The sequence below is a fragment of the Rhizobium sp. RHZ02 genome (assembly GCF_014851575.1).
Taxonomy (GTDB): Bacteria; Pseudomonadota; Alphaproteobacteria; order Rhizobiales; family Rhizobiaceae; genus Rhizobium; species Rhizobium altiplani.
Genome location: NZ_JACUZX010000035.1, coordinates 23,769 through 49,122 on the forward strand (window position 1 = coordinate 23,769; position 25,354 = coordinate 49,122).

Genomic DNA, 25,354 nt, shown 5'->3' on the forward strand with positions numbered 1-25,354 from the left:
AAGGACCTTACTAATGACTGTGAATGCCATGACAGAGCAGCCGTCGCCCGCCGAAGCCCTGCCTGATGTCCTGATGCGTATCGTCGCGGAGTTGCACGACGTCGCGTACCTGATCGAGCGCATCGAACCACAGCTCCTCGACGTCGGGGGCGGCGAACTGCTGAACTCGCCGGAAAGCATGAAGGTGATGCAGGGAATTGATCTTGCCGTGCAGAAGACGCGCGGTCTTGCCGAGTTCATAGATACCATCACGGGCGAGATTCCGCAGGACTGGTCTGTCGATGTCGCAACGGCCCTGAGCCTGGTGAAGCTCAGTGAAATGCAGCGCGCTCTGAGCGGGGCGGCGCGCTATAGCAGTGTTCAGCCGCTGGCGAAGGCAGCCGGAGACTTCGACTTCTTCTGATCCGGCCTGCTCGCACCCTCCGAAACGTTCGCACAAGTTTCGGCACCTATTGTCCACATGAGGCAACAAGCCTGCTTTGTCTGGATGGTCGTGCGAGAACAGAATGAATCTGTTAAATCAATTAGTTCAAATTTTTAAGAACTTCAGTTCGCTAGGACGGAATCGCTTGCTGGCGTTGGCCGGCGTGGGTGTCGTTTCCGTGGTACTCATCCTGGCGGCGGCCTTTTTGGTCAATAAGCCGGCCCAGGAAACGCTTTATGTCGGGCTTGATACGCCCGATCTGAACCAGATCAGCATTGCGCTCGCCGAGGCAAATATCGGTTTCCAGGTCGGAACGGATGGCTCCAGCATCACAGTTCCCGCCGGTATGACCGGCAAGGCGCGTCTCCTGCTCGCCGAGCGCGGCCTCCCGAACAGCGCCAACGCCGGCTATGAACTCTTTGACAACGTGGGCTCTCTCGGCCTGACGTCGTTCATGCAGGAAGTCACGCGGGTTCGCGCGCTCGAAGGTGAAATTGGCCGCACGATCCAGTCGATCTCCGGCATTACGGCAGCACGCGTCCATATTGTCATGCCCGAGGTCGGCAACTTCCGCAAAGCCGAACAGAAGCCGACCGCTTCCGTCATGATTCGCGCAAGTGTCGCGGCCGGCCGCACCGCGGCGACTTCGATCCGCCACCTTGTTGCGTCTGCCGTTCCCGGCCTCGATGTCGCCGATGTTACCATCCTCGACTCCGCAGGCCAGTTGCTCGCTTCGGGCGACGAGGCCAGCAACAGCTCGCTGAACCGTTCTCTGAACATCGTCCAGAACGTCCAGGGCGAAGTTGAAACCAACATCGACAAGGCACTCGCGCCCTTCCTCGGCATGGATAACTTCCGCTCCAGCGTCACCGCGGAATTGAATACCGATAGCCAGCAGATCCAGGAAACTGTCTACGATCCGGAATCGAAGGTCGAGCGCTCGATCCGCACGACCAAGGAAGCCTCTCAGTCGCTGCAGAAGCAGTCCGACAACGCGACGACGGTCGAGCAGAACATCCCGCAGGCGGCACCGGACTCGGGCGGACCCAACGGTCCCGAATCGCAAGACAAGTCCGACAAGAAAGAAGAGCAGACCAACTACGAGATCAACAGCAAGACCACTGCCACGACGCGCAACAGCTACAAGATCGAAAAGCTCTCCGTTGCAGTCGTCGTTAACAAGGGGCGCATTGCTCAGATGGTCGGCGAGCCGGCGGACCAGGCAAAGATCGATGCCTATCTCGCGGAGATGCAGAAGATCGTGGCATCCGCCGCTGGCATCAACAACAATCGCGGCGACATGGTGACCGTTACGGCCATGGACTTCCTGGAGAACCAGCTTCTCGAGGAAACCGGCGGCGGCGTCCGTGTCATGGATATGCTGAGCCGCAATCTCGCAGGCATCATCAACTCGCTCGCTTTCGTCGCAGTTGCCTTCCTTGTGGTCTGGATGGGCGTCCGCCCGATGATCCGCAGCGTGACCGGCAACGGCGCCGCGGTCATCGGCGACACGTCGCCGGAAAGCGCCGGCCTCGAACTTCCCGATTTCGCTCCGGCGGGTGGCGTGGGCACCGGTGCTGCGCTCATGGATGGCTTCGGTTCGGACTTCGGGTTCGACAGCACTGAGGACCTGCTCAGCCTCGGCGACGACGACGGCAACTTCAATCGTCGCGTCAAGGAAGGCCCGGAACGCAAACTGGCGCGCATGGTCGAGATCAACGAGGAGCGCGCCGCGAAAATCCTCAGAAAATGGGCGGTCGACAACGCCGCGTAATGAAAGGCCGGGCAACCGGCCTTTTTCTTTTGCCCGTCTACTGCACCGCGATCGGCACAGTTTTGCCATCGCTCGGGCGCGCACGCGAAGATTTCTGAGGATAGGCTTGACACTGGGCTGAAATAGCTGCGCGTTTTACGCGAATCGTATTGTCAGGATTCCCCGAATCACTTTAATTTTAGAATTCATTAACAAGCGGAATTTCCGTGCGAATCAACGCACAAAGTGCGGGCGATGTAAATCCCGAGAACTCGGAGATGGCGAAGTTTACCACCTAGTGTAGTGTTGGATGGTTCGCGGAGGGGGCGCAATTTGCTCAAGGGCCGCGGATCGGGTTTCTGTCGTAGTGGTTCGCGGCCGCGGGGTTTTTGCCAATGGATATGCAGATATTGCAGGCTCTGAAGAGCGACACGCAGAAGGCAAACTTCGTTGGCATCGCAGCGACAAACCTGTCTTCGCGTGACGAACTGATCGCGCAGCTCTGCGAGATTTCGAGCACGGGGCGGTTGCAACCCGGCCTGCGCGCCCTGACCGACTATGTCGGCGCCTCGCACTACCTCCTGGCGCGGGCGGATCTGGTTCAGGAAGCGGGGCTCGATTTCGTGGTCTCGTCTGACTGGCCGTTCGATCTTGTCACCAATCTGGCGCATACCTTCGTTGGCGGCTTTGCCCGTGCGACGGAGATCGAAAAGTGTATGCAGCTGTTCCAGCCGCATTTCGCGCTCCTGCCGGATTCCGCGGATGCGCCAGACGGCGCCAGCCGCCAGTACTGTTCGTTGATGTTCAACATCGGACGCTCGCGCCTGGTGCTGATGTTCCTGTTCGATGACGGTTTCATTCTGTCGCAGGAGCGCTTGCGCGACGTGGGGCTCTTGTCCGCCTATTTCACGAGTTTCCTGCAGTGCGGCGCCGCCAAGGCCGACCGGGACTTCGAGCTGACCGATCGCGAACTGGAATGCCTTTTCTGGATCGCCGAGGGCAAAACGAGCGATGAGATTGCGATGATCCTCGGCATCTCTCGCAACACCATCAACAACTACATCACCAGTGTCATGCGAAAGACGGCGACGAAGACTCGTTCCGAGGCCATCGCATTCGCGGTCAGGAACAATCTCGTCTAAGGGGACGGCGTTATGGGGCAGTCGTCCGGTCGATCGATAGGAAATTCGGAAACAATGCGCGGCGTGCGGGTCAGCAAGGTCGCTAGTCGGTCCGACCTGTTTCCGCGTCTCATCGGCATGCAGAAGCTCGCCGACGCCCAGAATTTCGCTGTCTATCGAATCAGCGGTGCCGGCGTCCCGGGAAAGCAGCGTTTGGTCTGCGAACTGGAAAACTGGGGATCGGTGAACAGCGGCTTCAGTGGCGCATTCCTCGACGCTCATGGCGAGGCGCTACTTGATCATATCGAGAAGTCGCTTCTTCCAGTCGTATGGGCTGGCGGGCTTGATCGCGCCGCTCCGGGGCCGGCAAGCATTGCACCTTTCATGACGCGCCTGAAGGGCGGCCTGGCTCCCTTTTCCGGCATGGCGTTTCCGGTGCGCCTCGGCGCCGTTGGCAACGGCTTCGTTGTCTTTACGGGCGATGATCTCGAGCCGGCCAGCGATATGATCGTCGAACTGCACGTGAGATCGTGCCAGATCATGATCGACCTGCTTTCGCTCGACGAGCGCCGCGTGGCGGCTGCCGAAGCTCTCAGCGAACGCGAAATTGCCTGCCTGCAGCTTGCTGGAGACGGGCGCATCAGCGAAGAGATTGCAGAGAAGCTTGGTCTCTCGGTGCATACCGTCAACGCCTATCTCGGTTCGGCAACGATCAAGCTGGATTCGGTCAATCGAATCCAGGCGATCGCAAAGGCCATCCGTCTTGGATATATCAGCTGACGAGAAGCCGTGTGGGCTTTAGCCCGCCAAAGCCTGCAATGGTTCGACGTTATAGCGTGCGTCGCGCAGGCTTTGCTCGAGGAAAACAGTGTTTTCGTCGGGATCCGCCGAAGGGTTCTGGAACGCGATGTGGTTGATCTCGATGCCGGCGTGCGCCTCTGCAAGCATCAGCTGCGCATAGATCGTGACGCCGCGCGGCTTGATCTCAAGGTCGATGACCACTTCGGGCTTGCCGCCCCACTCTAGCGTGTAGCTGCCGCCATGGCCGAAATTGACCGTGCCGGGGTGGAAGAAGAGCTCGGCCGCTGACGATACGAGATCGGAAAGATTGCCGTAATACTCGAAGCGCAGAAGAGAGATGAGATCCGAGGCGTCCAGAAGCCGCAATTCCGTGGCAACGGGGCTGATGGCTTCAGCCAGGATTTTTTCACGCTGGGCAGAGTAGGGGCATTTTTTCATTCGGCTATCTTACCCGTTTGTTCTTGGCTTGCGCCGCGTAAACCCGATGGATGAGTTCCGCGACTGCCTTATAGAATACAGACGGTATGACACTATCGACCGAGACTTGCGCAAACATGGAGCGCGCGAGCGGCGGGTCTTCGAAAACGGGGATCCCATTCTTTTCCGCGATCTCCCTGATTTTCAATGCAATTAGGTCTTGCCCCTTGGCGACGACGACAGGCGCGTCGTTTTCCTCACGCACATAGCGCAGGGCGACGGCAAAGTGAGTCGGGTTGGCGATTACGAGCGTCGCGCGATCGACATTGGCAATCATGCGGCGGCGGGCACGGTCACGCATGAGCGAGCGCTGGCGGCTCTTGACGAAGGGGTCACCCTGCGACTGCTTGTTCTCTTCCTTGACCTCGTGCCGCGTCATCTTCAGTTCGGTGAACCAGTGGTAGCGCGTCCAGAAGAAGTCGGCGATGGCGACGACGGCTGTGGCGATCAGGACGACGATGGTGATCTTTTGCATCGACGTCATCATCCGCGTGAAGATCGTTTGCGGATCGGAGAACATCGCATCGATCGCGCTGAAGTATTCGCTCTTCAGCGCAAAGAACATGACGACGCCGACGATCACAATCTTCGTCAGCGATTTGCCGAACTCGATGAGGCCAGGCAGGCTGAACAGCCGCGACCATCCCTTGGCGATCGAAATGCGCGAAAACTGCGGCCGTATGCGCTCGAGCACCGGCGTTGGCAGGTTCTGCGAGATGGACGCGGCAACGCCAAACGCCATGAACAGGATGAAGGCGGGCGCGAGGAAGGCCGCCGAAACCCAGGCGAGGTGAACGAACAGGGAGAGCGCGTCCGGCCCGGTTTCGAGTTTCCATTGGTCGGGCTGCTCGAAAATGTCCTTCAGCGCCTCGCCGACCTTGCTGAGCCCACTCGGCAGGAAGAAGATGATATAGACGAAGGTGGCAAGCACGGTGGCAAACAGTGGCACCTCGCGCGAGAACGGCACGTTGCCTTTCTCGGCAGCGTCGCTTTTCTTCTTCGCTGTCGGGTCTTCTGTTTTGCTGTCCTTGTCGTCGTCGGCCAAGGCCGAAGCCCTCCATCAAAAAGAAACGGCCGCGCCAGGGCGCGGCCTTTCCTAGAAGGTATCTCCCTTTCGCCGCGGCGATCAACCGCAGCGGCCGGGAAGAGGTGCTTCGTACACAACAACAGCGGCTTAGGCCGCGGCCGAGCCTTCGCCTTCGGTCTCCTTGAGCTGGATTTGCCCGGAGTTTGCCAGGCGAATCGCTTCCTGGGCGATGGCGCGCCGGGCGATTGCGATTTCGCGCGGATTGATGCCAACGGTGCCGCTCTGCAGATCCGATTCGATCATGCGGCGCTGGCGCGGGCTGATCGATGCGAGGACGGCCTCGCGCATGTCGGCAGACGAGCCGCGCAACGCCATGGTCAGGATGTCGGACGAGATATCGTTCATGAGCATGACGCGGCTGCGCTGCGGCATGAGCATGAGGTCGTCGAAGAGGAAGATCTTCGGACGGACCTTGTTGACCGATTCGCGGCTGATCGATTCGAGCGAGGTGAGCAGGGTATCGACCTGCGGCTTGTCCATCTCGTTCATCAGTTCCGCAACCTTCGTCGAGCCGATCGAATTCTTCTCGGCGTCGATCTCTGCCAGCAGGCTTAGCACCTGCTTTTCGATGATCTGCGCGGCCTTGGGGCTGACGGCCTTGAGGTTGACGGTACGGTTCATGATGTCCGCGCGGCGGCCGTCCGGAATCTGCATCAGAACCTTGGCGCCGAATGAGGAGGGCATCATGGAGAGAATATAGGCGACAGTCTGCGGATGTTCGCGCAGGAGGAACTTGCCGATGAAGGCCGGGTCGCCTTCGCCGAGGCGATCCCAGATCGACGTCTCGTATGCCTGGAAGGTGGTGCGACGGCCAAGCAGGCTGTCGACTTCGTCGGGCGTGAGACCCTCTTCAAGGATGCTCTCGATCGCCTTGGCATTATCCATGAGGCCTGCACCCTCGGTGAACAGGTCCTCGAATTCGGCGACAAGTCCGAGCAATTCATCCGGCGGGATCGCACGCAGCGTTTGCGCCGAGCCGATGATCGTCTGCAGCTCGGCCTGCGTGAAATATTTCAACAGCCTGCCGGCGACCCCTTTCCCCATGGCGAGGAGAACGGCCGCCGCCTTTTCAGCCTGGGTCAACGGTTTCTCGGCTAGCGCGCCGCCGAAATCGTCAAAGTCCATCATGGTCTAACCTCTCCGTCCCTGCACCGGGATCAGGTTTTCTTTGTACTCAGAACTTCTATCAGTTTGACGCCGAAACGCGTGTCGTCGTTTTCCAGAACGGTGATCTCGCCGCGAGCGATCTTGCGGCCGTTCACCATGATTTCGACCGGCTCACCGATCTTCTTGTCGAGCGCGATGGTTGCGCCCTCGTTAAGGTTCATCAGGCCGGCGACCTGCATGCGGCTGCTGCCGAGCATGATCTGAACGTCGATCGGGATATCCATGATCAGGTCGAGGTTCGACTGCATGGCGCTGCCGAGCGGGGCAGGTTCGGAAGCGATCGCACCAAACGAGCTGTCGCCGAAGTTGGCAGAGCCACCAAAATCGGATGTTGCGCCGAAATCGTCGCCACCAAATGCGGGCTCTGCCGCATCTCCGAAACCGCCGCCAAAGGTTGACAGGTCGGTGCTGCCGCTAAAGGCGTCGGCCTCTCCAGCAAAATCCGGCAGGCCGCCGTCCGCGTCGGTCTTCAGGACGCCGCGCAGGTCATCGATGGCCTGATCAAGCTCGGCCTCGTTGCCCGGGAGCTCCATTGAAAGGTCACTGTTCTTGGGTGTTTTCTTCGTCGCCATGAAATCACTATTCCAGTTGAAACTTGCCTCAAGCTGCCGTGGCAGCCCGGTTGGAAAATGGGCTAATTCATCAAGTGGCGGATGAGCTCGTCATCCGAATTAATCGTATCCTTCACCCGGACGGTATAATGTTCGCCCGAACGTCCAAACTCGCAGATGTACAATTCCTTGCTGTTGGCGCTGACTTCGACGCGGACGTCGCCGCGGTCGTGGAAGGGGATGACATCGCCAGCCGCAAGTTTCGAAATGGTCCGCAGCGTCAGGTCCTGCAGACGGATCTTTGCGTCGAGCGTCACCGGCGAGCGGCGCACCTGCTCGCTGAGCTGATCACTCCATTCGGTCGATTTAGCCGACTGGCCCTTGGCCTTCGGAGCCGTCACCGTCGTCTTCAGCAGGGCAGCCTGGGGAACGATCAGCGAGAAATCCGAGGTGATGCCGGAGAGCGTGATCGACATGTTGATCGCGGCAGCGAACTCGTCGGGCTTGTCTTCGGCCGGCTTGATCCGTGTTTCGAACGCATGCGGAAACTCAAGCACTGGCTCGAAGCCGCCAGGCGCGTTCACTGCCGAACGAAGGACATTGGCGAACTTGTCGAAGGCCATGACCGCAAGCTCGAGCTCGATCACGGAGAGCAGGCGATCCGCCGGCTGCTCGACGGCGTCTGCCGCCGCACCCAGCAAGTGTTCCATCAGGGTGATGATGAAGCTGTTGCCGCAGGCAAGCGTAATGTTTGGTGACCAGTTGCGGAGCGTCGCATCGACGAGCGTCGTATTGTCGCCGAGGTTGGCGACCAGCTCGTTCTTGTGCCCGCTGTCGCAACCGAGATAGGCCACTTCGACGTCGAGGTTCGTCTCGCTCTTGATGATGTCGGGCAGAAAGACGACGTAGACTTCGCCGAATCCGCTGCAGATCTTCTCGACGGTGGCCTTGTCGCCCAGCCTGCCGGTCAGTTTGGCAAGAAGGGCTTCGCCCATGAGGGGTTTCTTGAGGGGAGCGTTCATGACCGTTTACGCCGCCTTGTTCTCGCCGCCGGGATTCATCATTTCCTGCTCGACCGCGTCGATCGAAGGACGCTCGTAGGCCGAAATTGTCTTGCGGCCGTATTCGAGCGCGACCTGCGGCACCGAGCCGTTCATGTAGGCAAGCAGGGTCTGCTTGACGATGACGTAGAGGCGATGCTGCTTGGTGCGGACGATCTTGATCTGGGAAATGATCGGCGAACACACGCAATAGGACAGGATGATGCCGAGGAAGGTGCCGACGAGCGCCGAGCCGATCAGGTGGCCGAGGACCTCAGGCGAATCGTTGATGTGCGCCATGGCCTTGATGACACCGAGAACGGCGGCGACGATACCGATCGCGGGGAAGGCGTCGCCCATGATCTGGATGGCGTGATAGGGCTTCATCTTGTCGTGAAGGATCGTGTTGATCTCTTCGTCCATCAGTGCTTCGATCTCATGCGAGCGGGCATTGCCGATGATGATCAGCCGGACGTAGTCGCAGATGAACGCCGTCAGTTCCTTATTCTTGAGGATCGTCGGCGCGGACTGGAAGATCGAGGATTCGGCCGGATTGTCGATATGGGCTTCGATCTCGTTGCGAGACTTCGTGCGAAGATCGCGCATCAGGGAGTAGAGGACACCAAGCGTATCGAGATAATTCCGTTCCTTCGGCACCGTGTGCTTGAAGGCTTCGACGAGCGCCTTGCCGGAATCCTTCACCACCTTCATCGGGTTGCCCATGACGAAGCTGCCCAGGCCGGCGCCGCCGATGATGACTAGCTCGAACGGCTGCCAGAGCGCGTCCACGTGGCCACCCATCGCCATGAAGCTGCCGACGATACAGCCGCAGGTAATCACAAATCCGATAATGATATTCATCGTCAGTCCAAACCTGATCGTTATTTTCAACTCAACGGATAGGGCTGCTGGCTTGCGTGAGGCTGATGATAGTCCCTGCAAATCAAGCTTTTGCATGCCAGCTTCGCGCAAGCATTTGCTGTCAGCTTGTCGGTGACGAATGGGCATCCGTGCCCGTTTCTGAGGTGCCGCCTCAGCGAAATTCGTGGTCGAACCGACTGCAAACACCCGGATTTCGTACCGTTCATCGCCAATGCAGGAGTCTATCGGGATGCAATCCGGTCTTTATGTTTCTTTGTCGTCGCAGATCGCACTCGAACGTCGCCTCACCACCATCGCCGACAACATGGCGAACGTGAACACGACGGGCTTCCGCGGGACGGAGGTGAAATTCGACGAGATGCTCGGCGAGACCGGCAACAAGATCAATGCGAAGATCGCCTATGTGTCCCAGGGCAACGACTATCTCTCCGGCGATACTGGCGAGTTCGAGCACACCGGAAACATGCTCGACTTCGCGATCAAGGGGGATGCCTGGTTCTCGGTCGACACGCCGGCCGGCAAAGTTCTGACCAAGGATGGCCGCTTCACGATGAAGGAAAACGGCGAGCTCGTTTCCGTTCGAGGTTACCCTGTTCTCGACGCCGGCGGTGCGCCGGTGACGCTCAACACGGCTGCTGGCGAACCGAAGGTCGGCTCTGACGGATTGATCTACCAGGACGGCAAGCAGGTCGGTTCGCTGGGTCTCTTCGAGGCCGATATCAGCAAGGGCTATCTACGCTACGAGAATAGCGGCATCATGACGACCGAGCAGCCACGCGCCGTCACCGATCGTTTCAATGTCGGTGTCCGGCAGGGCTATCTCGAAAATTCCAACGTCAACGCGATGCGCGAAATTACGCAGCTGATCGAAGTCAATCGCGCCTTCGAGAGTATGACGTCGCTCTCGAAGGACAGCGAGACTTCGTTCAGCGAGGCGATCAAGACGCTCGGCGGCAGCCGCTGAACGGGGCCTGAAGCATGAGCAATACGCCGCTCACCGAATCCGACCTTTCGCCGAAGCTCACGCATCTCGCGGGGCTCGTGTCGCGCTATTCGAGCCCCGAATTCCTGGTCGCCCCCGGCGGTCACGTCCAGACGATCGCGGCCGGCCACTACACCGTGACCGGCCTGTCGCGCCATGTGCGGCTCGGAGAATTCGTCGCCCACAAGTCGCCGACCGGCATCCACCTCGGCGAAGTGGTTCGCGTCGAGCCTGAACTGACCTATGTCTGCCCGATCGAGCCGGGCGAGCCGATCGGCATCCATGATACGGTCATCCGCAAGGGTGCATTCCGCATCTCTCCGGCGGACAGCTGGTGCGGGCGCACCATCAACGCGCTGTGCGAGCCGATCGATGGCCTCGGTCCCATTGTCGAGGGGCTCGGCCGCCGCTCCATTTCGAACACGGCGCCGCCGTCCATGACGCGGAAGCGCGTGGAGACAGGCTTCAAGACGGGCGTTCGCGCTATCGACATTTTCTCGCCGCTCTGCCTCGGCCAGCGCCTCGGCATTTTCGCAGGCTCGGGCGTCGGTAAGTCGACGCTGCTGTCCATGCTGGCCCGTGCGGATGCTTTCGACAAGGTCGTCATCGCGCTTGTGGGTGAACGTGGCCGCGAAGTGCGCGAATTCATCGAGGACACGCTTGGCGACAACATGAAGAAGGCGATCGCCGTCGTCGCGACGAGTGACGAGAGCCCGATGCTGCGCAAGATGGCGCCGCTGACAGCGGTCACCATCGCCGAGCATTTCCGCGATCAGGGCGACAACGTGCTCTTGATCGTCGACAGCGTTACCCGATTTGCCCACGCGATCCGCGAGGTCGCGACTGCGTCGGGTGAACCGCCGATCGCCCGTGGCTATCCCGCCTCGGTCTTCACCGAGCTGCCGCGCCTGCTGGAGCGTGCCGGACCCGGACCGGAGGGGACCGGAACGATCACCGCGATCATTTCCATCCTCGTCGATGGTGACAACCACAACGACCCGATCGCCGACTCGACGCGCGGCATTCTGGACGGCCACATCGTCCTGCAGCGTAGTCTGGCGGAGGAAGGGCGTTACCCACCGATCGATCCGCTGGCCTCGATCTCGCGTTTGGCGCGCAAGGCCTGGACCCCGGATCAGGAGAAGCTGGTGTCTCGCCTGAAGACGCTCATCCACCGCTTCGAGGAAACACGCGACCTGCGCCTGATCGGCGGCTATCGCCCGGGCGCCGATCCTGATCTCGATATGGCGGTCAGGCAGGTACCGATTATTTACGATGTTTTGAAACAGTCGCCCGGCGATAGCGATTCGAGGGATGCCTTTGCCGATCTGGCCGGCGCCCTGAAAGCCGCGGCCGGCATCGGCGGCCAGCCGAGTATCCGCAGGTAGAGAGGCGCGACGTGACAGATTTCGATGACGATGAGAAGATCGCCCCGCTGAAGCCCCTGGGGCGCAAAACCGTCTTTCTCGACCGCGCCCTGACAATTACCGGCCTTACCCTGGCGGCGGCGTCCGCCTTCTTTCCGTGGTACGTCTTCTTTAACGAGGACAAGTTCGGCATCAATGTCGCGCAGGGCGACCGGACACGCGACCTTCCCGACTGGCCGGCACGAAACGTCTTCAGCGTTTCGCCCCTCGCGATGGCCAACAAGAACCGATACGACAAGAAGCCCGAGATCCCCGTCGATCCGCTGACGACCGCGACGGTCTCCAACATTGGCAAGGAAGACGATAAGGGTCCGCCGGCCGAGGATCAGCCGTTCCCCGGTAAATCCGGCTTTCGCCTCCTTCACGTGGCAAACGGCCGTGCCTTGATCGAAGATACCTCAGGCATGTACGTCGTTCAGGTGGGATCCATTCTGCCGGACGAAAGCCGGTTGGCGACGCTGGAGGAACGTGATGGCAAATGGGTCATCATCACCTCCAAGGGCGATGTCTATCAGCATAATTGAGCGTGCACCGCTCTCAAGCGCATCAGTCGAAGGCTCCACCGGATACGGTCGGAGCCTTCGTCCCGTTATGGGAGTGCGCGCCCGGCAGCCACGGAATGTCGGACCGCATTCTCCGTAAGTCTGACGCAAGATTACCGTCCTAGGTTCGCCCCAGTAAAAACGGAGAGTTCCCATGCAACCGATTCAACTTTTCGACTTGGCGTCGCGGCAGGCCGAATGGCTGACGATCCGTCAGGAGGTTGTGGCCGGCAACATCGCGAACGCGAATACGCCGAAATATCGCGCCAAAGACATCACGCCTTTCCAGGCCACCCTCGACCGGTCGGACATTACTATGGCGCGCACGAATGCTGCGCACCTGACCGGCAACGATCTCGGCACGAAAAGCGACATCGACGTCAAGGACGCGGCCCTTGACCAGGAGATCGGCGTGCAGGAGTCCGGCAACACGGTCGGTCTCGCCGAGGAACTCACGAAGTCCGGTGAAATCAAGCGTCAGTACGATCTGAACACGTCGCTCGTAAGCTCGTTCAATCGACTGATGCTGATGACAGTGAAGAGCTAAGATCATGGATCCTTTGTCAGCAGCACTCAAAATCGCGGGATCCGGGCTTGAAGCGCAATCGACGCGCCTTCGCATCGTGTCCGAAAACATCGCCAACGCACGCTCGACCGGCGACACGCCCGGTGCCGATCCCTACCGTCGCAAGACCATCACCTTCGGCGAAGCGGTCGATCGCGCCAATGGCGTCACGACCGTCAACGTCAAGAAGTTCGGTGTCGACGAATCGAAGTTCATCACTGAATTCGACCCCTCCAATCCGGCTGCGGACGAGAAGGGCATCGTCAAGCTCCCGAACGTCAACATGCTGGTCGAGATGGCCGACATGCGCGAAGCAAACCGTTCGTATGACGCCAACCTGCAGACCATCAAGCAATCCCGCGACCTGATTTCGTCGACAATCGACCTTCTGAAGAGCCAATAATCATGATCAACAACGTCAATAGCGTCAGCTCCCTGTCGATGACCCGCGGCCTTGCCGCCATCGAGAAGGACCGCTCCACAGCTTCATCGGCGGCAGAAAGTGCTGCAAACGACGGCGGCTTTGGCGCGGTTCTCACCAATGTTGCGACGGGCGCCGTCAATACCCTCAAGAATGCAGAAAGCATGTCCTTTGCCGGCATCAAGGGCACCGCGACGACGCGTGAAGTCGTCGATGCCGTCATGCAGGCACAGCAGACCCTTCAGACTGCGATCGCCATTCGCGACAAGGTCGTTTCGGCCTTTCTCGACGTTACCCGCATGCAGATGTAATTGATTTGAGGACGAAGCCATGAGAGCGCTTGCCATTGCTGCGACGGGTATGGATGCCCAGCAGACCAATCTTGAAGTCATCGCCAACAACATCGCGAACATCAACACGACCGGCTTCAAGCGCGCTCGCGCTGAATTCACGGACCTGTTGTATCAGACCGAGCGCGCCAAGGGCGTTTCGAACCGCGCGAACCAGGCGATCGTACCTGAAGGTGCGAACATCGGTCTCGGCGTCCAGACGGCCGCCGTCCGCAACCTGCACATCCAGGGCGAGCTTTCGCAGACCGGCAACGACCTCGACGTAGCGCTTATTGGTCGCGGCTTCTTCCAGATCCAGGCGCCCGATGGCACGACGCTCTACACGCGCGCTGGCGCGTTCAATAAAAACGAGACTGGCCAGATCGTCACCACCGACGGTTACCTGGTAGCGCCTAATATCACGATCCCGCAGGGTTCGACGCAAGTGACCATCAGCCGCTCGGGCGAAGTTTCGGCGAAGCTGCCGGGCGACACCGATCCGACCGTGCTCGGCCAGCTGCAGATCGCCGACTTCGTCAACGAGGCCGGCCTTCAGCCTCTCGGCGACAACCTCTTTCAGCAGACACCTGCGTCGGGCGATCCCGTGGTCGGCACGCCCGACGAAGAAGGCTTCGGCTACATGAAGCAGGGCTACCTCGAATCGTCGAACGTCGACCCGGTGAAGGAAATCACCGAACTGATATCGGCGCAGCGCGCCTATGAAATGAACTCCAAGGTCATCACCACCGCCGACGAAATGGCCTCCATCGTCAGCAAGAACCTGAAGTAATCGGGAAGGGCCGAAACATGATGTTTTGCCGGGTCAAAGGTATCCTCGGATGGGCGGCAGCCGCCGCCGTTGCGATCACCGCATTTGCCATGCCGCAGGCAGCAGCCGCTGCCGGCATGGGATATGCCGTCGTTCCGACGACGACCATCTACCCCGGCGAAACCGTTTCCGGCGCCCAGCTCCAGGAAGTGGAAGTGACCAACCCCAACCTCAAGGGCGACTATGCAAAGTCGATCCGCCAGGTCGAAGGGATGATTTCGAAGCGCACGCTCCTGCCGGGGCGCACGATCTCCGTCTCGGCGCTGCGAGAGCCCTATACCGTGACGCGCGGCTCCTCGACCCGTCTTATCTTCACGCTCGGCGCGATGACGATCTCGGCGGCCGGCTCGCCGCTCGAGGATGGTATGACGGGGCAGCTCATCCGCGTTCGCAACATGGATTCCGGCGTGATTGTCAGCGGCACCGTGCTCGCAGACGGCACCATACACGTGGCCGCAAAATGAAGATGTTTTTTCGCCTATTCGTAGCCCTCGCGTTTCTGTCTCCGAATGTCCTGGCCGTCACGCCCGCTGCGGCGATGAACTCGCGCATCAAGGACATTGCCTCCCTGCAGGCCGGACGCGACAACCAGCTGATTGGCTACGGTCTGGTCGTCGGTCTTCAGGGCACCGGCGACGGTTTCCGCGCTTCCCCGTTTACCGAGCAGTCGATGCGCGCCATGCTGCAGAACCTCGGCATCTCCACGCAGGGCACCCAGTCCAACGCGAAGAACACCGCAGCTGTCATGGTGACAGCAAATCTGCCACCCTATGCCAGTCCCGGCAGCCGCATCGACGTGAACGTCAGTTCGCTTGGCGACGCGACTTCGCTGCGCGGCGGCACACTGATCATGACGTCGCTGTCGGGCGCCGACGGCCAGATTTACGCTGTCGCGCAGGGCTCGGTCGTGGTCTCGGGTTTCACCGCCCAGGGCCAGGCCGCGACGGTAACCGAGGGTGTGACGACCGCTGGACGGGTGCCGGGCGGCGCCATCATCGAACGTGAACTGCCCTCGCGCTTCAAGGATTCCGTCAATCTCGTCCTGCAACTGCGCAACCCGGACTTCTCGACGGCGATCCGCATTGCCGATGTCGTCAATGGCTATGCTTCCACTCGCTTCGGCGGCCCGGTAGCAGAAGCCAAGGACGCGCAGGAGGTCATCGTCCAGAAGCCGAGAACGGCGGATCTGACGCGCCTGATGGCCGATCTGGAGAATCTTATCGTCGAGACTGACACGCCGGCCAAGGTCGTGGTGAACGAGCGAACGGGAACGATCGTCATCGGCGCGGACGTGCGCGTGTCGCCGGTTGCCGTCAGCTATGGTACTCTCACTGTCCAGGTAACCGAGACACCGCAGATCATTCAGCCAGAGCCGTTCTCGCGCGGTGTGACCGCCGTGCAGCCGCAGACCGACATCGCTGCGCAGAAGACGGGCGGCAAGGTTGCTCTGCTGGATGGGCCTGATCTCAGGACGCTCGTGGCGGGTCTCAACAATATCGGCGTCAAGCCGGATGGCATCATTGCCATCCTCCAGGGCATCAAATCAGCCGGCGCGCTGCAAGCGGAGCTCGTCCTGCAATGATGAAGAATATGGCCTTGTCAGACTTGCTTCAGCGGCTTGCACTGCCTGCGATGGCCGTCGTGGCGTTGTCCATTCCCGGCGCCTTCGCACAGGAACAGCCGTCGCCGAGGGGTGAAATGACATCGCAGGAGGAGATCAAGCAGTTCTGCACGAACATTGCCGATCCCGCGCGCGACCAGCGCTATCTGCTGCAGAAGCAGGAACTCGAGAAGCTTCGCGCCGACGTCGATTCCCGCATTGCGGAAATGAGCAAGCGCAAAGAGGAATATCAGGACTGGCTGAAGCGCCGTGATGATTTCCTCAAGCAGGCCGAAGCGGGCCTCACCGATATCTATAAGAAAATGAAACCGGACGCAGCCGCATCACAGCTGCAAGAGGTGAAGATCGAAGTGGCGGCCGCCGTCATCATGCGGCTGAACGCGACCCAGTCGAGCTTGATCCTCAATGAGATGGATCCGCAGAAGGCCGCGGTCATCGCCAATATCATCGCCAGCGCGTCCGATCCCAATACGTCGAAGGACCCCTCATGAACATGCGTTTCCCGGTCGCGATCGCCGCCGTCGCCCTTCTTGCAGGCTGCGCATCGCCGCAGGCTGTCAATGAGATCGGTCGCGCCCCAGCCATGAGCCCGATCGGCAGCGGCCTTGCTTATGGCCAGACGCCGCAGATGGCGCTTTATCCGAAGCAGCCGCGCCAGGTCGCGCAGGGCTATTCTCTCTGGAGCGACTCGCAGGCCGCCCTCTTCAAGGATGCGCGCGCGCTGAATGTCGGCGACATCCTGACCGTCGATATCCAGATCAACGACAAGGCGAAGTTCGAGAACGACACCAGCCGCAGCCGGACCAACTCGAGCGGCCTGAACTGGGATGTGAACGCCAACGTCATGGGTTGGAATCCTCAGTCGAAGACCGATGTGACCTACGGTTCGGATACCAGTACCGACGGCAAGGGCAAGATCGACCGGTCCGAGACGCTGAAGCTCATGGTCGCCGCCGTCGTCACCGGTATCCTCGAGAACGGCAACCTCGTGATCAGCGGTTCTCAGGAGGTTCGCGTCAACCAGGAGATCCGCATTCTCAACGTTGCCGGTATCGTGCGCCCGCAGGACGTGAACTCCGACAACCAGATTTCCTACGAGAAGATTGCTGAAGCGCGCATCTCCTACGGCGGTCGCGGCCGCCTGATGGAAGTACAGCAGCCGCCGCGCGGCCAGCAGGCCGTCGATCTCTTCTCGCCGCTCTGAGGCACACATCATGGCAGAGACAGAAACCGCTGGGGGCCAGTCGAAAAAGGCCACAATAATGACGATCGTCGGGCTTGCGGTCCTGACGCTGCTCGGCGCCGGCGGCGGCTGGGTGGTCGGTGACATGGTCGCGCCCAGCATCAAAGGCGCCGAGCAGGCGGAACAGGCCAAGGCAGCCAAGGACGAGGCCGCGCAGAAAAAGGAAGGCGAGGCGGGCCTGCCTCGCATTTCGACGGAAGCCAACAACATCGTTCAACTCGAGCCCATCACCACGAACCTTGCCTATCCCTCAGAAAGCCTAGTTCGCCTGGAAGTCGCGCTGCTCTTTAACGGCCCGCCGGACGTCAAGGTCGCCGAGGATGTCCATCAGGACATCCTCGCCTATGTCCGTACGGTTTCGCTGCAGCAGATCGAGGGACCGCGAGGCTTCGAATATCTTAAGGATGACATCCAGGAGCGTGTTGACCTTCGCGCGCAAGGGCGCGTATCGAAGGTCATGTTCAGGACCTTCGTCGTCGAATGATTCGATTCATATTGTTATTCGCTGCCATGATGGCGGCACCGGAGCTGGCCCATGCGCAGCAGCTCCCATCAAACCTTTTGAACTTGCCGGTCGACGGTTCGGTTGCGGCATGGATCATCAGAACATTCGGCCTGTTGACCGTTCTTTCGGTCGCTCCGGGCATCCTGATCATGGTGACGAGCTTCCCGCGCTTCATCATTGCATTCTCGATCCTGCGATCGGGAATGGGCCTGTCTTCCACGCCCTCCAACATGATCCTCCTGTCGCTCGCGTTGTTCATGACTTTCTACGTCATGCAGCCCACGTTCGATCAGGCATGGCAGACCGGCGTCCAGCCGCTCCTGTCGAACCAGCTCGACGAGCAGCAGGCGGTGGCGCGTATCGCCGAGCCCTTCCGGGGATTCATGGCGAACAACACCCGCGACAAGGATCTGGCGCTTTTCGTGGATCTGGCGCGCGAGCGTGGCCAAACTGTCGAGACCGGCGAGAAGATCGACTACCGCGTCCTCATTCCGGCTTTCATGATTTCGGAAATCCGCCGCGGCTTCGAGATAGGCTTTCTCGTCGTCCTTCCTTTCCTGGTCATCGATCTGATCGTCGCCACCATCACCATGGCAATGGGCATGATGATGCTGCCGCCGACCTCGATCTCGCTGCCATTCAAGATTCTCTTCTTCGTGCTCATCGACGGCTGGAACCTGTTGGTCGGAAGTCTGGTCCGCTCGTTCCACTGACGAGGTTTCGCGGCTTCACACTCCACACAACAAAAGGCCCGCTGGCGTTCACCGGCGGGCTTTTTGTTGTGTGGGGCTTCCATCTAGTCGAAGCTGAAGAATGGCTCCGTGCGCGGCGGCAGGGCCGGAACGTCGATGTGGTCAGGGTCCAGTCCCATCTTGGCGCGCTCCACCATGACCTCGTAGGACTTCTCGAGGTGGAGCGTGAAGCGTTCCGCATCGAACAGCGGCATGATGCAGGCGTTCTGGCGAATGCGCTGCTTGTAGTCGGCAATGCGCTCCGGGCTGCTCGCGAGCTCGACGGCCATGTCCTCGTAGGCCTTGATGTCGGCGGCGACGAGTTCCGGCAAGCCGATTGCGTTGAGCAGACTCTCGGTGACGCGGGAAGCGAAATTGGTGCCCTTGACCGTCAGGACTGGCAGGCCACCCCAGAGCTGTTCGGAAGTGGTTGTGTGGCCGTTGACCGGGAAGGTGTCGATACCGAGGTCCGCCATCTGCTGGCGATCGATGTGCTCTTCGTAGGATACGCGGGGGCAGAAGATCACTCGCTTCGAATCGATCCCCCTCCTGTTCATATAGTTCCGCAAGTTGGCCTCGGTACGCGGTGACGAAAGCATAAGCCAAAGTACGCTGTTCGGCGTGCGCTTGAGAATGTTGCACCAGACGTCGAGTATGTCCGCGTTGATCTTGCGGTTTGCATTGAACGAGGCAAAGACGAATGCATCCTCCGGCAAACCGACCTCAGCGCGTGTTGTTGGCCTCGGCTTCGGACGGTTGGCGGGATCATTGGGCTGATAGCTGTCCGGCATGCGCACCAACTTCTCGTAATAGTGCGCTTCACTGCCCTCGGGCAGCACGAAGCGATCGCCGATCGAGTAGTCAAGATCGATGTCCGTTACCGTGCCCGGGAAGCCAAGCCATGTCGCCTGTATTGGCGCCCCGCCATAGTTTAGTATTCTGGACCGTCCGCCGAGTGTGTGCCCCTTGAGATCAATCAGGATGTCGATCTGCCGCTCACGAATGGCTTGTGCGGCTTCTTCATCGGTCATGTCCCGGACGATGCATACTTCGCCCCACTGTGAGCGATCGACAGTGCTGGCCTCATGTTCCAGGTGTTTCTCCGCGGTATGGCAGAAGAGCGTCACCTCGAACTTGTCTCGGTCATGCAGCTCGAGGACGCGGCGCAGCAACTTCATGGTCGCATGCCCAACCCAAAAGTCCGAGGAGAGATAACCGATCCGAATTTTGTCTCCCCATGAATGGGGAACGGCTTTGCGCCGCGCGGCTGCCTCCTTCAGGGGAAGCGAAGGAGTGTGGGAGGCGCGCGCATTGAGCGCCTCGTTGCCACACCAATGGAGGTTGTAGAAAGGGTTGTCGCGTTCCAGGAAGCCCAGGTCGCCCTTTTCGAGCATTCGCTGCACGGACTGAAACTCCCTTGCGACCAAATCGAAATCGCACACCTCGCGCGCGAAAACGAGCAGGAGCAGCCGGAGCGATATGATCTCCGGAAACTTCTTGAAGAGATTGCGGATAAGCGTCTCGTTGGTCGCATCCAGAATGTCGTCGCCGACCATTCGCACGGCGAGGCGCGCATGGTCCGGGTTGCTGCTCTTGGAAATGACGTCGCGGTAGGGACTAACGAGATCTTTTCGGCCCTGCTTCAGATGAATGTTAACAAGCACGCTGGCAAGGTCGACGTCGGACCTAGCGAGAGACATGAGACGAAGTGCGTAAAGCAGGGCCTGCTCCTCGTCGCCGCAAGCAAAATACAGAAGCGCGGCTTCGCGCGTGTAAAGCGACTCCTTGTTGCTGTCGAGTTCGCCCGCCAACGCATAGGCACTTGCCGCCTCCGATTTGAAGCCGAGTTTCAGCAGGTTCTTGGCAAGCAGGACGTACGTTTTTACATCCTTCTGCGTGTTGATGATTTGGTTCAGCGCTTCAAGCGACTTGAGATACTGTCCCTTTTGGTAGTCTTTCGAAGCCGCTGCAAACGAAATATTGGTATTCAAGAGCCCACCCCATTCGGAATTTTGTCGACGAGCGCCAAGGCCACGCGCGCGCAGGCCATATTGCGCCTAGTTTTGCTCTATCTAGACACACCAAGCTTGCTTGAAGCCGACGTGTTCCGCTGGGTCGGGCGCCTATGGGTGTTTGGACACCGTTAACCACATCGTGGACCTGACGCCGTTTCATCAGCCGTTTTAATGAGTTGGCAATGAATGGCTGCAAAATTGTTCCCGACATGACGGGTTTGGTTGCTCAAGAGAAACGGCACCGAGTGGCATGAAGCTGGTCCGTCATCGCCGGTATAGAAGTCCGGTATGTCCTCCTTTTGTATTTTGTTTTTGGGGACAGACTTATGACAAGCATTAACACCAACAACTCCGCCATGGCGGCACTCCAGACGCTGCGCAACGTCAACAAGGGCTTGAATAACACGCAGAACGCCGTTTCGTCTGGCCTGCGCGTCGGCAAGGCTGCCGACAACGCTGCCTACTGGTCGATCGCCACGACGATGAAGTCGGACAACAAGGCCCTTTCGGCTGTTTCCGACGCCCTCGGCATGGGCGCCGCCAAGCTCGACACCGCATATACGGCTGTCGACAGCGCCATCGACGTCGTCGGCGAGATCAAGGCAAAGCTCGTTGCAGCCAGCGAAGCTGGTGTCGACAAGACCAAGCTTCAGGACGAAATCACCCAGTTGCAGGCACAGCTCTACAGCGTTGCCCAATCCGCTTCGTTCAACGGCGAAAACTGGGTCAACAACGCCGGCGGTACCGTCAACGTCGTTTCCTCCTTCGTCCGCGGCACCGGCGGCACGGTCTCGATCAAGACCACCGACTATGTGCTCGGCACGGCCAACACCCTGTTCAACGGCACGACCACCGGCGGCATTCTTGGTGGGACCGGCGCAAGCTCCGGCCAGTCGGTCTACGGCTTCACGATCGGTACTAGCACGACCCAAGGCGACATCGACAACCTGCTGACGGACGTCGAAACCACGCTGAAGAACATGACCACCCTCGGTTCGCAGCTCGGTTCGCTCCAGACTCGCGTCGACATCCAGTCGGACTTCGTGTCTTCGCTCAGCGACTCGATCGACTCCGGTATCGGCCGCCTGGTCGACGCCGACATGGAAGAAGAGTCCTCCAAGCTCAGCGCCCTGCAGACCCAGCAGCAGCTGGCGATCCAGTCGCTGTCGATCGCGAACTCCTCTTCGCAGAACATCCTCTCGCTGTTCCGCTAATAGCCCGTACGGCAGATTGAAGAAAGCTTGCGGCCGGGTCATTCCCGGCCGTAAGTGTTTTAATTTCCAGTTAACGAACGATCCGTAACTAGCGGATATTTTTAATAAATTTCCCCATACGGGTTCAGGATTTCTTAACCATGATGCCGTCATATGGGCCTATCGAAACGGCGAGTTGATTGCGCAGTACGAAGCGATCAACAGGCATGACGCTGACCGCCGTTCCCGGTAGAAAGTCCGGAATGTCCCTTCACATCAATTCTGCCAAAGGGGCAAATCAATGACCAGCATTCTGACCAACAACTCCGCAATGGCGGCACTCCAGACGCTGCGCAACGTCAACAGCAATCTGGCGGACACGCAGAACGCCGTTTCGTCTGGCCTGCGCGTCGGCAAGGCTGCCGACAACGCTGCCTACTGGTCGATCGCCACGACGATGAAGTCGGACAACAAGGCCCTTTCGGCTGTTTCCGACGCCCTCGGCATGGGCGCCGCCAAGCTCGACACGGCCTACACGGCTGTCGACAGCGCCATCGATCTCGTCGGCGAGATCAAGGCAAAGCTCGTTGCAGCCAGCGAAGCTGGTGTCGACAAGACCAAACTTCAGGACGAAATCACCCAGCTGCAGGCACAGCTCTACAGCGTTGCCCAATCCGCTTCGTTCAACGGCGAAAACTGGGTCAACAACACCGGCGGTACCGTCAGCGTCGTTTCCTCCTTCGTCCGCGGCACCGGCGGCACGGTCTCGATCAAGACCACCGACTATGTGCTCGGCACGGCCAACACCCTGTTCAACGGCACGACCACCGGCGGTATTCTTGGTGGGACCGGCGCAAGCTCCGGCCAGTCGGTCTACGGCTTCACGATCGGCAACACCACGACCCAGGCCGCAATCGACAACCTGCTGACGGACGTCGAAACCACGCTGAAGAACATGACCACTCTCGGTTCGCAGCTCGGTTCGCTGCAGCAGCGCGTTGATATCCAGACCGAGTTCGTCTCCTCGCTCAGCGACTCGATCGACTCCGGTATCGGCCGCCTGGTTGACGCCGACATGGAAGAAGAGTCCTCCAAGCTCAGCGCCCTGCAGACCCAGCAGCAGCTGGCGATCCAGTCGCTGTCGATCGCGAACTCCTCTTCGCAGAACATCCTCTCGCTGTTCCGCAGCTAATAGCAGGAGCGCCCGCGGGCGCTTCAAACCGATCGAAGCCGCGCTCCCCCGAGCGTGGCTTTTTTATGTTTGTTAACTCGGCGTTAACCAAACTCATGTTTTCTGCCGTCAACGAAACGGTATGTTAACCAAGCTTAAGAAGCGGTTAGCGGGCATGAAGCTGATTGCCGTTCCCGGTGGCGGACCGGAGTGTCCTTTTCAATATTTGCCAGCCAAGGACCAATAATTTCATGACCAGCATTTTGACGAACGTCGCGGCAATGTCCGCCCTCCAGACCCTCCGCGGCATCAATGGCAGCCTGGAAGAAACGCAGAGCCGTGTTTCGTCAGGCTACCGCGTCGCGGAAGCCAAGGACAACGCTGCCTATTGGTCTATTGCGACGACGATGCGCTCGGACAACAAGGCGCTGTCGGCCGTCTCCGACGCGCTTGGCCTCGGCGCGGCGAAGGTCGATACCGCATATTCCGCCATGGATAGCGCCATCGATATCGTCAGCGAGATCAAGGCCAAGATCGTAGCCGCAACGGAAAAGGGCGTCGACAAGACCAAGGTTCAGGACGAAATCGCGCAGCTGCAGCAACAGTTGCTGAGTGTTGCGCAATCTGCTTCCTTCTCCGGTGAAAACTGGGTTGCAGGCAATACAACGAAAAGCGTGGTCTCCTCGTTCGTCCGCGACGCGAATGGACAGGTGTCCGTCCAGACGACAGAATATTTCCTCGATGACTCGACCAGCGGCAACGTTCTGTTTGGCATGACGACAACCGGAGCAATCGACACTGCGACTGGTATCATCGGAACCTCCTCGGGCAGCGTTGGCTCGATCTTCAGCATGGACATCACGAGCTTCAGCGACAGCGATATTAACCTGGCATTGACCACCGTGGAAAACGGCCTCAGCGCGCTGACGAAGGCGGGTTCGCAGCTCGGTTCGATCTCCACCCGTATCGATCTTCAGGAAAGCTTCGTTTCGAACCTCAGCGACTCGATCGACTCGGGCGTCGGACGCCTCGTTGACGCTGACATGGAAGAGGAATCGAGCAAGCTGACCGCGCTGCAGACGCAGCAGCAACTGGCGATCCAGTCGCTGTCAATCGCCAACAACAGCGCACAGAACGTCCTCACGCTGTTCAAGGGCTAAGAACGCCGCCAGCCACGAAGTGAGACCGAAAGCCGCGTCGCGAGATGCGGCTTTATCTTTGTTTTTGAAGCGATAATCAAGGTTGCGCGAGGCTTGCGGCACCGACGCCGTAGCCCTTGCGCCGGTCCGGAGCCTTGGTTACCTTCGCTTAACAGTTGATTTGTTTTAGCGACAAACCGGCCTGGAGGATCCAGTCGGGGGCATGACGCCAGCTCAGTCGCTGCCGCTCGCCGGCCTGTCCCGTTTCCCTATTCAGAGCCAGAAAATGACATACAAAATTACCAGCTCGGCACAGGTGAACGCCCTCGCGGCGCTGCGCATCATCAACAAGGACGCCGCAACGGTTCAGCAGCAGGTTTCGTCGGGTTACCGCGTCGAAACGGCTGCGGACGACGCAACCTATTGGTCCTTTGCAAGCGTCATGCGCTCGGACAGCAATTCGCTGCAGAACATTCACGACGCGCTCGGCGTCGGCGCATCGAAGGTCGATACTGCCTATACCTCGATGGACAGCCTGATTGACCAGTTGGGCGAGATCCGCAAGACGCTGCTGACGGCGAAGGAAGCCGGCGTCGACAAGACGAAGCTTAATACCAGCCTCAGCGAGTTGAAGGGACAACTGCAGACGACGGTTCAGTCGACCAGCATCGCCGGCGAGAACTGGCTTCTTAACCGAGATGCCACGCTTCCGACCTCGCGATCCGTGATCGGCGGTTTCGTGCGCGGCGCGAGTGGTGAATACCAGATGCAAACCATCGATTTTCCGGCGGACCAGACCGTCATGATCGATATGACGGACGCCAATCGCGGACTGCTCACGAAAACGGTAGATGCGAACACCCTGAATTCCGACGGCACTGCGACGGCGCGCAACTATTATCTGCTTAGCGCCGGCTCGACGACGCCGGCGACCGCAACGGAAATAAAGCTCGATAGCAATACGACGTCCGCACAGGTGGACGATATGATCGCAGTGGTCGATTCCCTGTTGTCGACACTGACGGAGACCGCGGCTGGCCTCGGCACGATGAGCGCGCGTATCGGCGATCGCGTTGCCTACACCGCGGACATGTCTGACTTGATCGACAAAGGTGTCGGCGCACTCGTTGACACCGACATGGACGAAACGGCGACCCTTCAGAAGGCGTTGCTTGCGCAACAGCAGATGGGCATTCAGACGATCTCGATCCTGAACACAGCCGCCAGCAAAGTACTGCTACTGCTGCAATAGTGAGGTGAGGCGCGGGTGAGCTTGTTGGGCCTCACCCTTCATCCTCGCGCAAGTTTGATTGCCTAGTTTCGATACAAAGGCGCAGT

28 protein-coding genes are annotated in these 25,354 nt (G+C 59.6%); 21 read left to right on the forward strand and 7 right to left on the reverse strand.

Annotated features, from left to right (window positions below; all coding sequences use genetic code 11):
- Window positions 1–13 precede the first annotated feature (13 nt).
- The 4 genes from IB244_RS29100 (at window position 14) to visR (ending at window position 4,078) form a co-directional block, all read left to right on the forward strand.
- On the forward strand, window positions 14–403 hold the full coding sequence (locus IB244_RS29100; protein WP_062369605.1) for a hypothetical protein: 390 nt from the start codon (window positions 14–16) through the stop codon (window positions 401–403).
- A gap of 103 nt (window positions 404–506) precedes the next feature.
- Window positions 507–2,198, forward strand: a complete 1,692-nt coding sequence (gene fliF / locus IB244_RS29105) for a flagellar basal-body MS-ring/collar protein FliF (RefSeq protein ID WP_169681175.1) — start codon at window positions 507–509, stop codon at window positions 2,196–2,198.
- A 374-nt stretch (window positions 2,199–2,572) separates the two neighbouring features.
- Window positions 2,573–3,319 (forward strand): transcriptional regulator VisN, encoded by a 747-nt coding sequence (gene visN / locus IB244_RS29110; protein WP_018859700.1) that lies wholly within the window; start codon window positions 2,573–2,575, stop codon window positions 3,317–3,319.
- Between the two features lie 12 nt (window positions 3,320–3,331).
- Window positions 3,332–4,078, forward strand: coding sequence for a transcriptional regulator VisR (gene visR, locus IB244_RS29115; protein WP_169681177.1), 747 nt, complete (start codon window positions 3,332–3,334; stop codon window positions 4,076–4,078).
- Window positions 4,079–4,096: 18 nt separating this feature from the next.
- Here the strand turns inward: visR and IB244_RS29120 are convergent, their stop codons facing one another.
- From IB244_RS29120 to motA, 6 genes are all read right to left on the reverse strand, one after another.
- Entirely contained in the window at window positions 4,097–4,537 is a 441-nt protein-coding gene (locus tag IB244_RS29120) for a hypothetical protein (RefSeq protein WP_018117036.1), read from the reverse strand.
- 4 nt (window positions 4,538–4,541) lie between these two features.
- Window positions 4,542–5,621, reverse strand: coding sequence for a flagellar biosynthesis protein FlhB (gene flhB, locus IB244_RS29125; protein ID WP_018117037.1), 1,080 nt, complete (start codon window positions 5,619–5,621; stop codon window positions 4,542–4,544).
- Between the two features lie 129 nt (window positions 5,622–5,750).
- Window positions 5,751–6,791 (reverse strand): flagellar motor switch protein FliG, encoded by a 1,041-nt coding sequence (gene fliG / locus IB244_RS29130; protein WP_018859697.1) that lies wholly within the window; start codon window positions 6,789–6,791, stop codon window positions 5,751–5,753.
- 29 nt (window positions 6,792–6,820) lie between these two features.
- On the reverse strand, window positions 6,821–7,402 hold the full coding sequence (gene fliN, locus IB244_RS29135; RefSeq protein WP_169681179.1) for a flagellar motor switch protein FliN: 582 nt from the start codon (window positions 7,400–7,402) through the stop codon (window positions 6,821–6,823).
- Between the two features lie 62 nt (window positions 7,403–7,464).
- Window positions 7,465–8,403: a FliM/FliN family flagellar motor switch protein gene (locus IB244_RS29140; protein WP_113472020.1), complete on the reverse strand. Its 939-nt coding sequence runs from the start codon at window positions 8,401–8,403 to the stop codon at window positions 7,465–7,467.
- A 6-nt stretch (window positions 8,404–8,409) separates the two neighbouring features.
- Entirely contained in the window at window positions 8,410–9,282 is an 873-nt protein-coding gene (motA, locus tag IB244_RS29145) for a flagellar motor stator protein MotA (protein WP_018859694.1), read from the reverse strand.
- Between the two features lie 250 nt (window positions 9,283–9,532).
- Between motA and flgF the strand changes: the two genes are divergently transcribed.
- From flgF to fliP, 13 genes are all read left to right on the forward strand, one after another.
- Entirely contained in the window at window positions 9,533–10,267 is a 735-nt protein-coding gene (gene flgF / locus IB244_RS29150; protein ID WP_018859693.1) for a flagellar basal-body rod protein FlgF, read from the forward strand.
- A gap of 14 nt (window positions 10,268–10,281) precedes the next feature.
- A complete protein-coding gene (gene fliI, locus IB244_RS29155) occupies window positions 10,282–11,673 on the forward strand; it encodes a flagellar protein export ATPase FliI (protein WP_169681181.1) in 1,392 nt (463 codons plus the stop codon).
- 11 nt (window positions 11,674–11,684) lie between these two features.
- Window positions 11,685–12,236 (forward strand): flagellar protein, encoded by a 552-nt coding sequence (locus tag IB244_RS29160; RefSeq protein ID WP_192306554.1) that lies wholly within the window; start codon window positions 11,685–11,687, stop codon window positions 12,234–12,236.
- 172 nt (window positions 12,237–12,408) lie between these two features.
- On the forward strand, window positions 12,409–12,801 hold the full coding sequence (gene flgB, locus IB244_RS29165; RefSeq protein WP_018859690.1) for a flagellar basal body rod protein FlgB: 393 nt from the start codon (window positions 12,409–12,411) through the stop codon (window positions 12,799–12,801).
- Between the two features lie 4 nt (window positions 12,802–12,805).
- Window positions 12,806–13,222: a flagellar basal body rod protein FlgC gene (flgC, locus tag IB244_RS29170; protein WP_018116161.1), complete on the forward strand. Its 417-nt coding sequence runs from the start codon at window positions 12,806–12,808 to the stop codon at window positions 13,220–13,222.
- A gap of 2 nt (window positions 13,223–13,224) precedes the next feature.
- The gene (locus IB244_RS29175; protein WP_018859689.1) at window positions 13,225–13,551 is read left to right on the forward strand and encodes a flagellar hook-basal body complex protein FliE; all 327 of its coding nucleotides are present in this window, start codon (window positions 13,225–13,227) and stop codon (window positions 13,549–13,551) included.
- A gap of 19 nt (window positions 13,552–13,570) precedes the next feature.
- Window positions 13,571–14,359 (forward strand): flagellar basal-body rod protein FlgG, encoded by a 789-nt coding sequence (flgG, locus tag IB244_RS29180; protein ID WP_018859688.1) that lies wholly within the window; start codon window positions 13,571–13,573, stop codon window positions 14,357–14,359.
- Window positions 14,360–14,376: 17 nt separating this feature from the next.
- Window positions 14,377–14,862, forward strand: coding sequence for a flagellar basal body P-ring formation chaperone FlgA (gene flgA / locus IB244_RS29185; RefSeq protein WP_025660307.1), 486 nt, complete (start codon window positions 14,377–14,379; stop codon window positions 14,860–14,862).
- Window positions 14,859–15,980: a flagellar basal body P-ring protein FlgI gene (locus IB244_RS29190; protein WP_018859686.1), complete on the forward strand. Its 1,122-nt coding sequence runs from the start codon at window positions 14,859–14,861 to the stop codon at window positions 15,978–15,980. The genes flgA and IB244_RS29190 overlap by 4 nt, the downstream gene beginning before the upstream one ends.
- Window positions 15,977–16,510 (forward strand): MotE family protein, encoded by a 534-nt coding sequence (locus tag IB244_RS29195; RefSeq protein WP_018859685.1) that lies wholly within the window; start codon window positions 15,977–15,979, stop codon window positions 16,508–16,510. The genes IB244_RS29190 and IB244_RS29195 overlap by 4 nt, the downstream gene beginning before the upstream one ends.
- Window positions 16,507–17,223, forward strand: coding sequence for a flagellar basal body L-ring protein FlgH (gene flgH, locus IB244_RS29200; protein ID WP_025660305.1), 717 nt, complete (start codon window positions 16,507–16,509; stop codon window positions 17,221–17,223). Before IB244_RS29195 ends, flgH begins: the two co-directional genes overlap by 4 nt.
- Window positions 17,224–17,233: 10 nt before the next feature.
- Entirely contained in the window at window positions 17,234–17,746 is a 513-nt protein-coding gene (fliL, locus tag IB244_RS29205; protein ID WP_018859683.1) for a flagellar basal body-associated protein FliL, read from the forward strand.
- Window positions 17,743–18,480 (forward strand): flagellar type III secretion system pore protein FliP, encoded by a 738-nt coding sequence (gene fliP, locus IB244_RS29210; RefSeq protein ID WP_018859682.1) that lies wholly within the window; start codon window positions 17,743–17,745, stop codon window positions 18,478–18,480. The genes fliL and fliP overlap by 4 nt, the downstream gene beginning before the upstream one ends.
- Before the next feature lie 83 nt (window positions 18,481–18,563).
- Here the strand turns inward: fliP and IB244_RS29215 are convergent, their stop codons facing one another.
- Window positions 18,564–20,489: a glycosyltransferase family 41 protein gene (locus IB244_RS29215; protein WP_112649598.1), complete on the reverse strand. Its 1,926-nt coding sequence runs from the start codon at window positions 20,487–20,489 to the stop codon at window positions 18,564–18,566.
- Between the two features lie 350 nt (window positions 20,490–20,839).
- On the opposite strand from IB244_RS29215, the gene IB244_RS29220 reads away from it, so the two are divergent.
- From IB244_RS29220 to IB244_RS29235, 4 genes are all read left to right on the forward strand, one after another.
- Entirely contained in the window at window positions 20,840–21,727 is an 888-nt protein-coding gene (locus IB244_RS29220) for a flagellin (RefSeq protein ID WP_192306556.1), read from the forward strand.
- Between the two features lie 280 nt (window positions 21,728–22,007).
- Window positions 22,008–22,898: a flagellin gene (locus IB244_RS29225; RefSeq protein ID WP_192240782.1), complete on the forward strand. Its 891-nt coding sequence runs from the start codon at window positions 22,008–22,010 to the stop codon at window positions 22,896–22,898.
- Between the two features lie 230 nt (window positions 22,899–23,128).
- Window positions 23,129–24,037, forward strand: a complete 909-nt coding sequence (locus tag IB244_RS29230; RefSeq protein ID WP_169681187.1) for a flagellin — start codon at window positions 23,129–23,131, stop codon at window positions 24,035–24,037.
- Window positions 24,038–24,302: 265 nt separating this feature from the next.
- A complete protein-coding gene (locus IB244_RS29235; RefSeq protein WP_192306558.1) occupies window positions 24,303–25,268 on the forward strand; it encodes a flagellin in 966 nt (321 codons plus the stop codon).
- The last annotated feature ends 86 nt before the right edge of the window (window positions 25,269–25,354 follow it).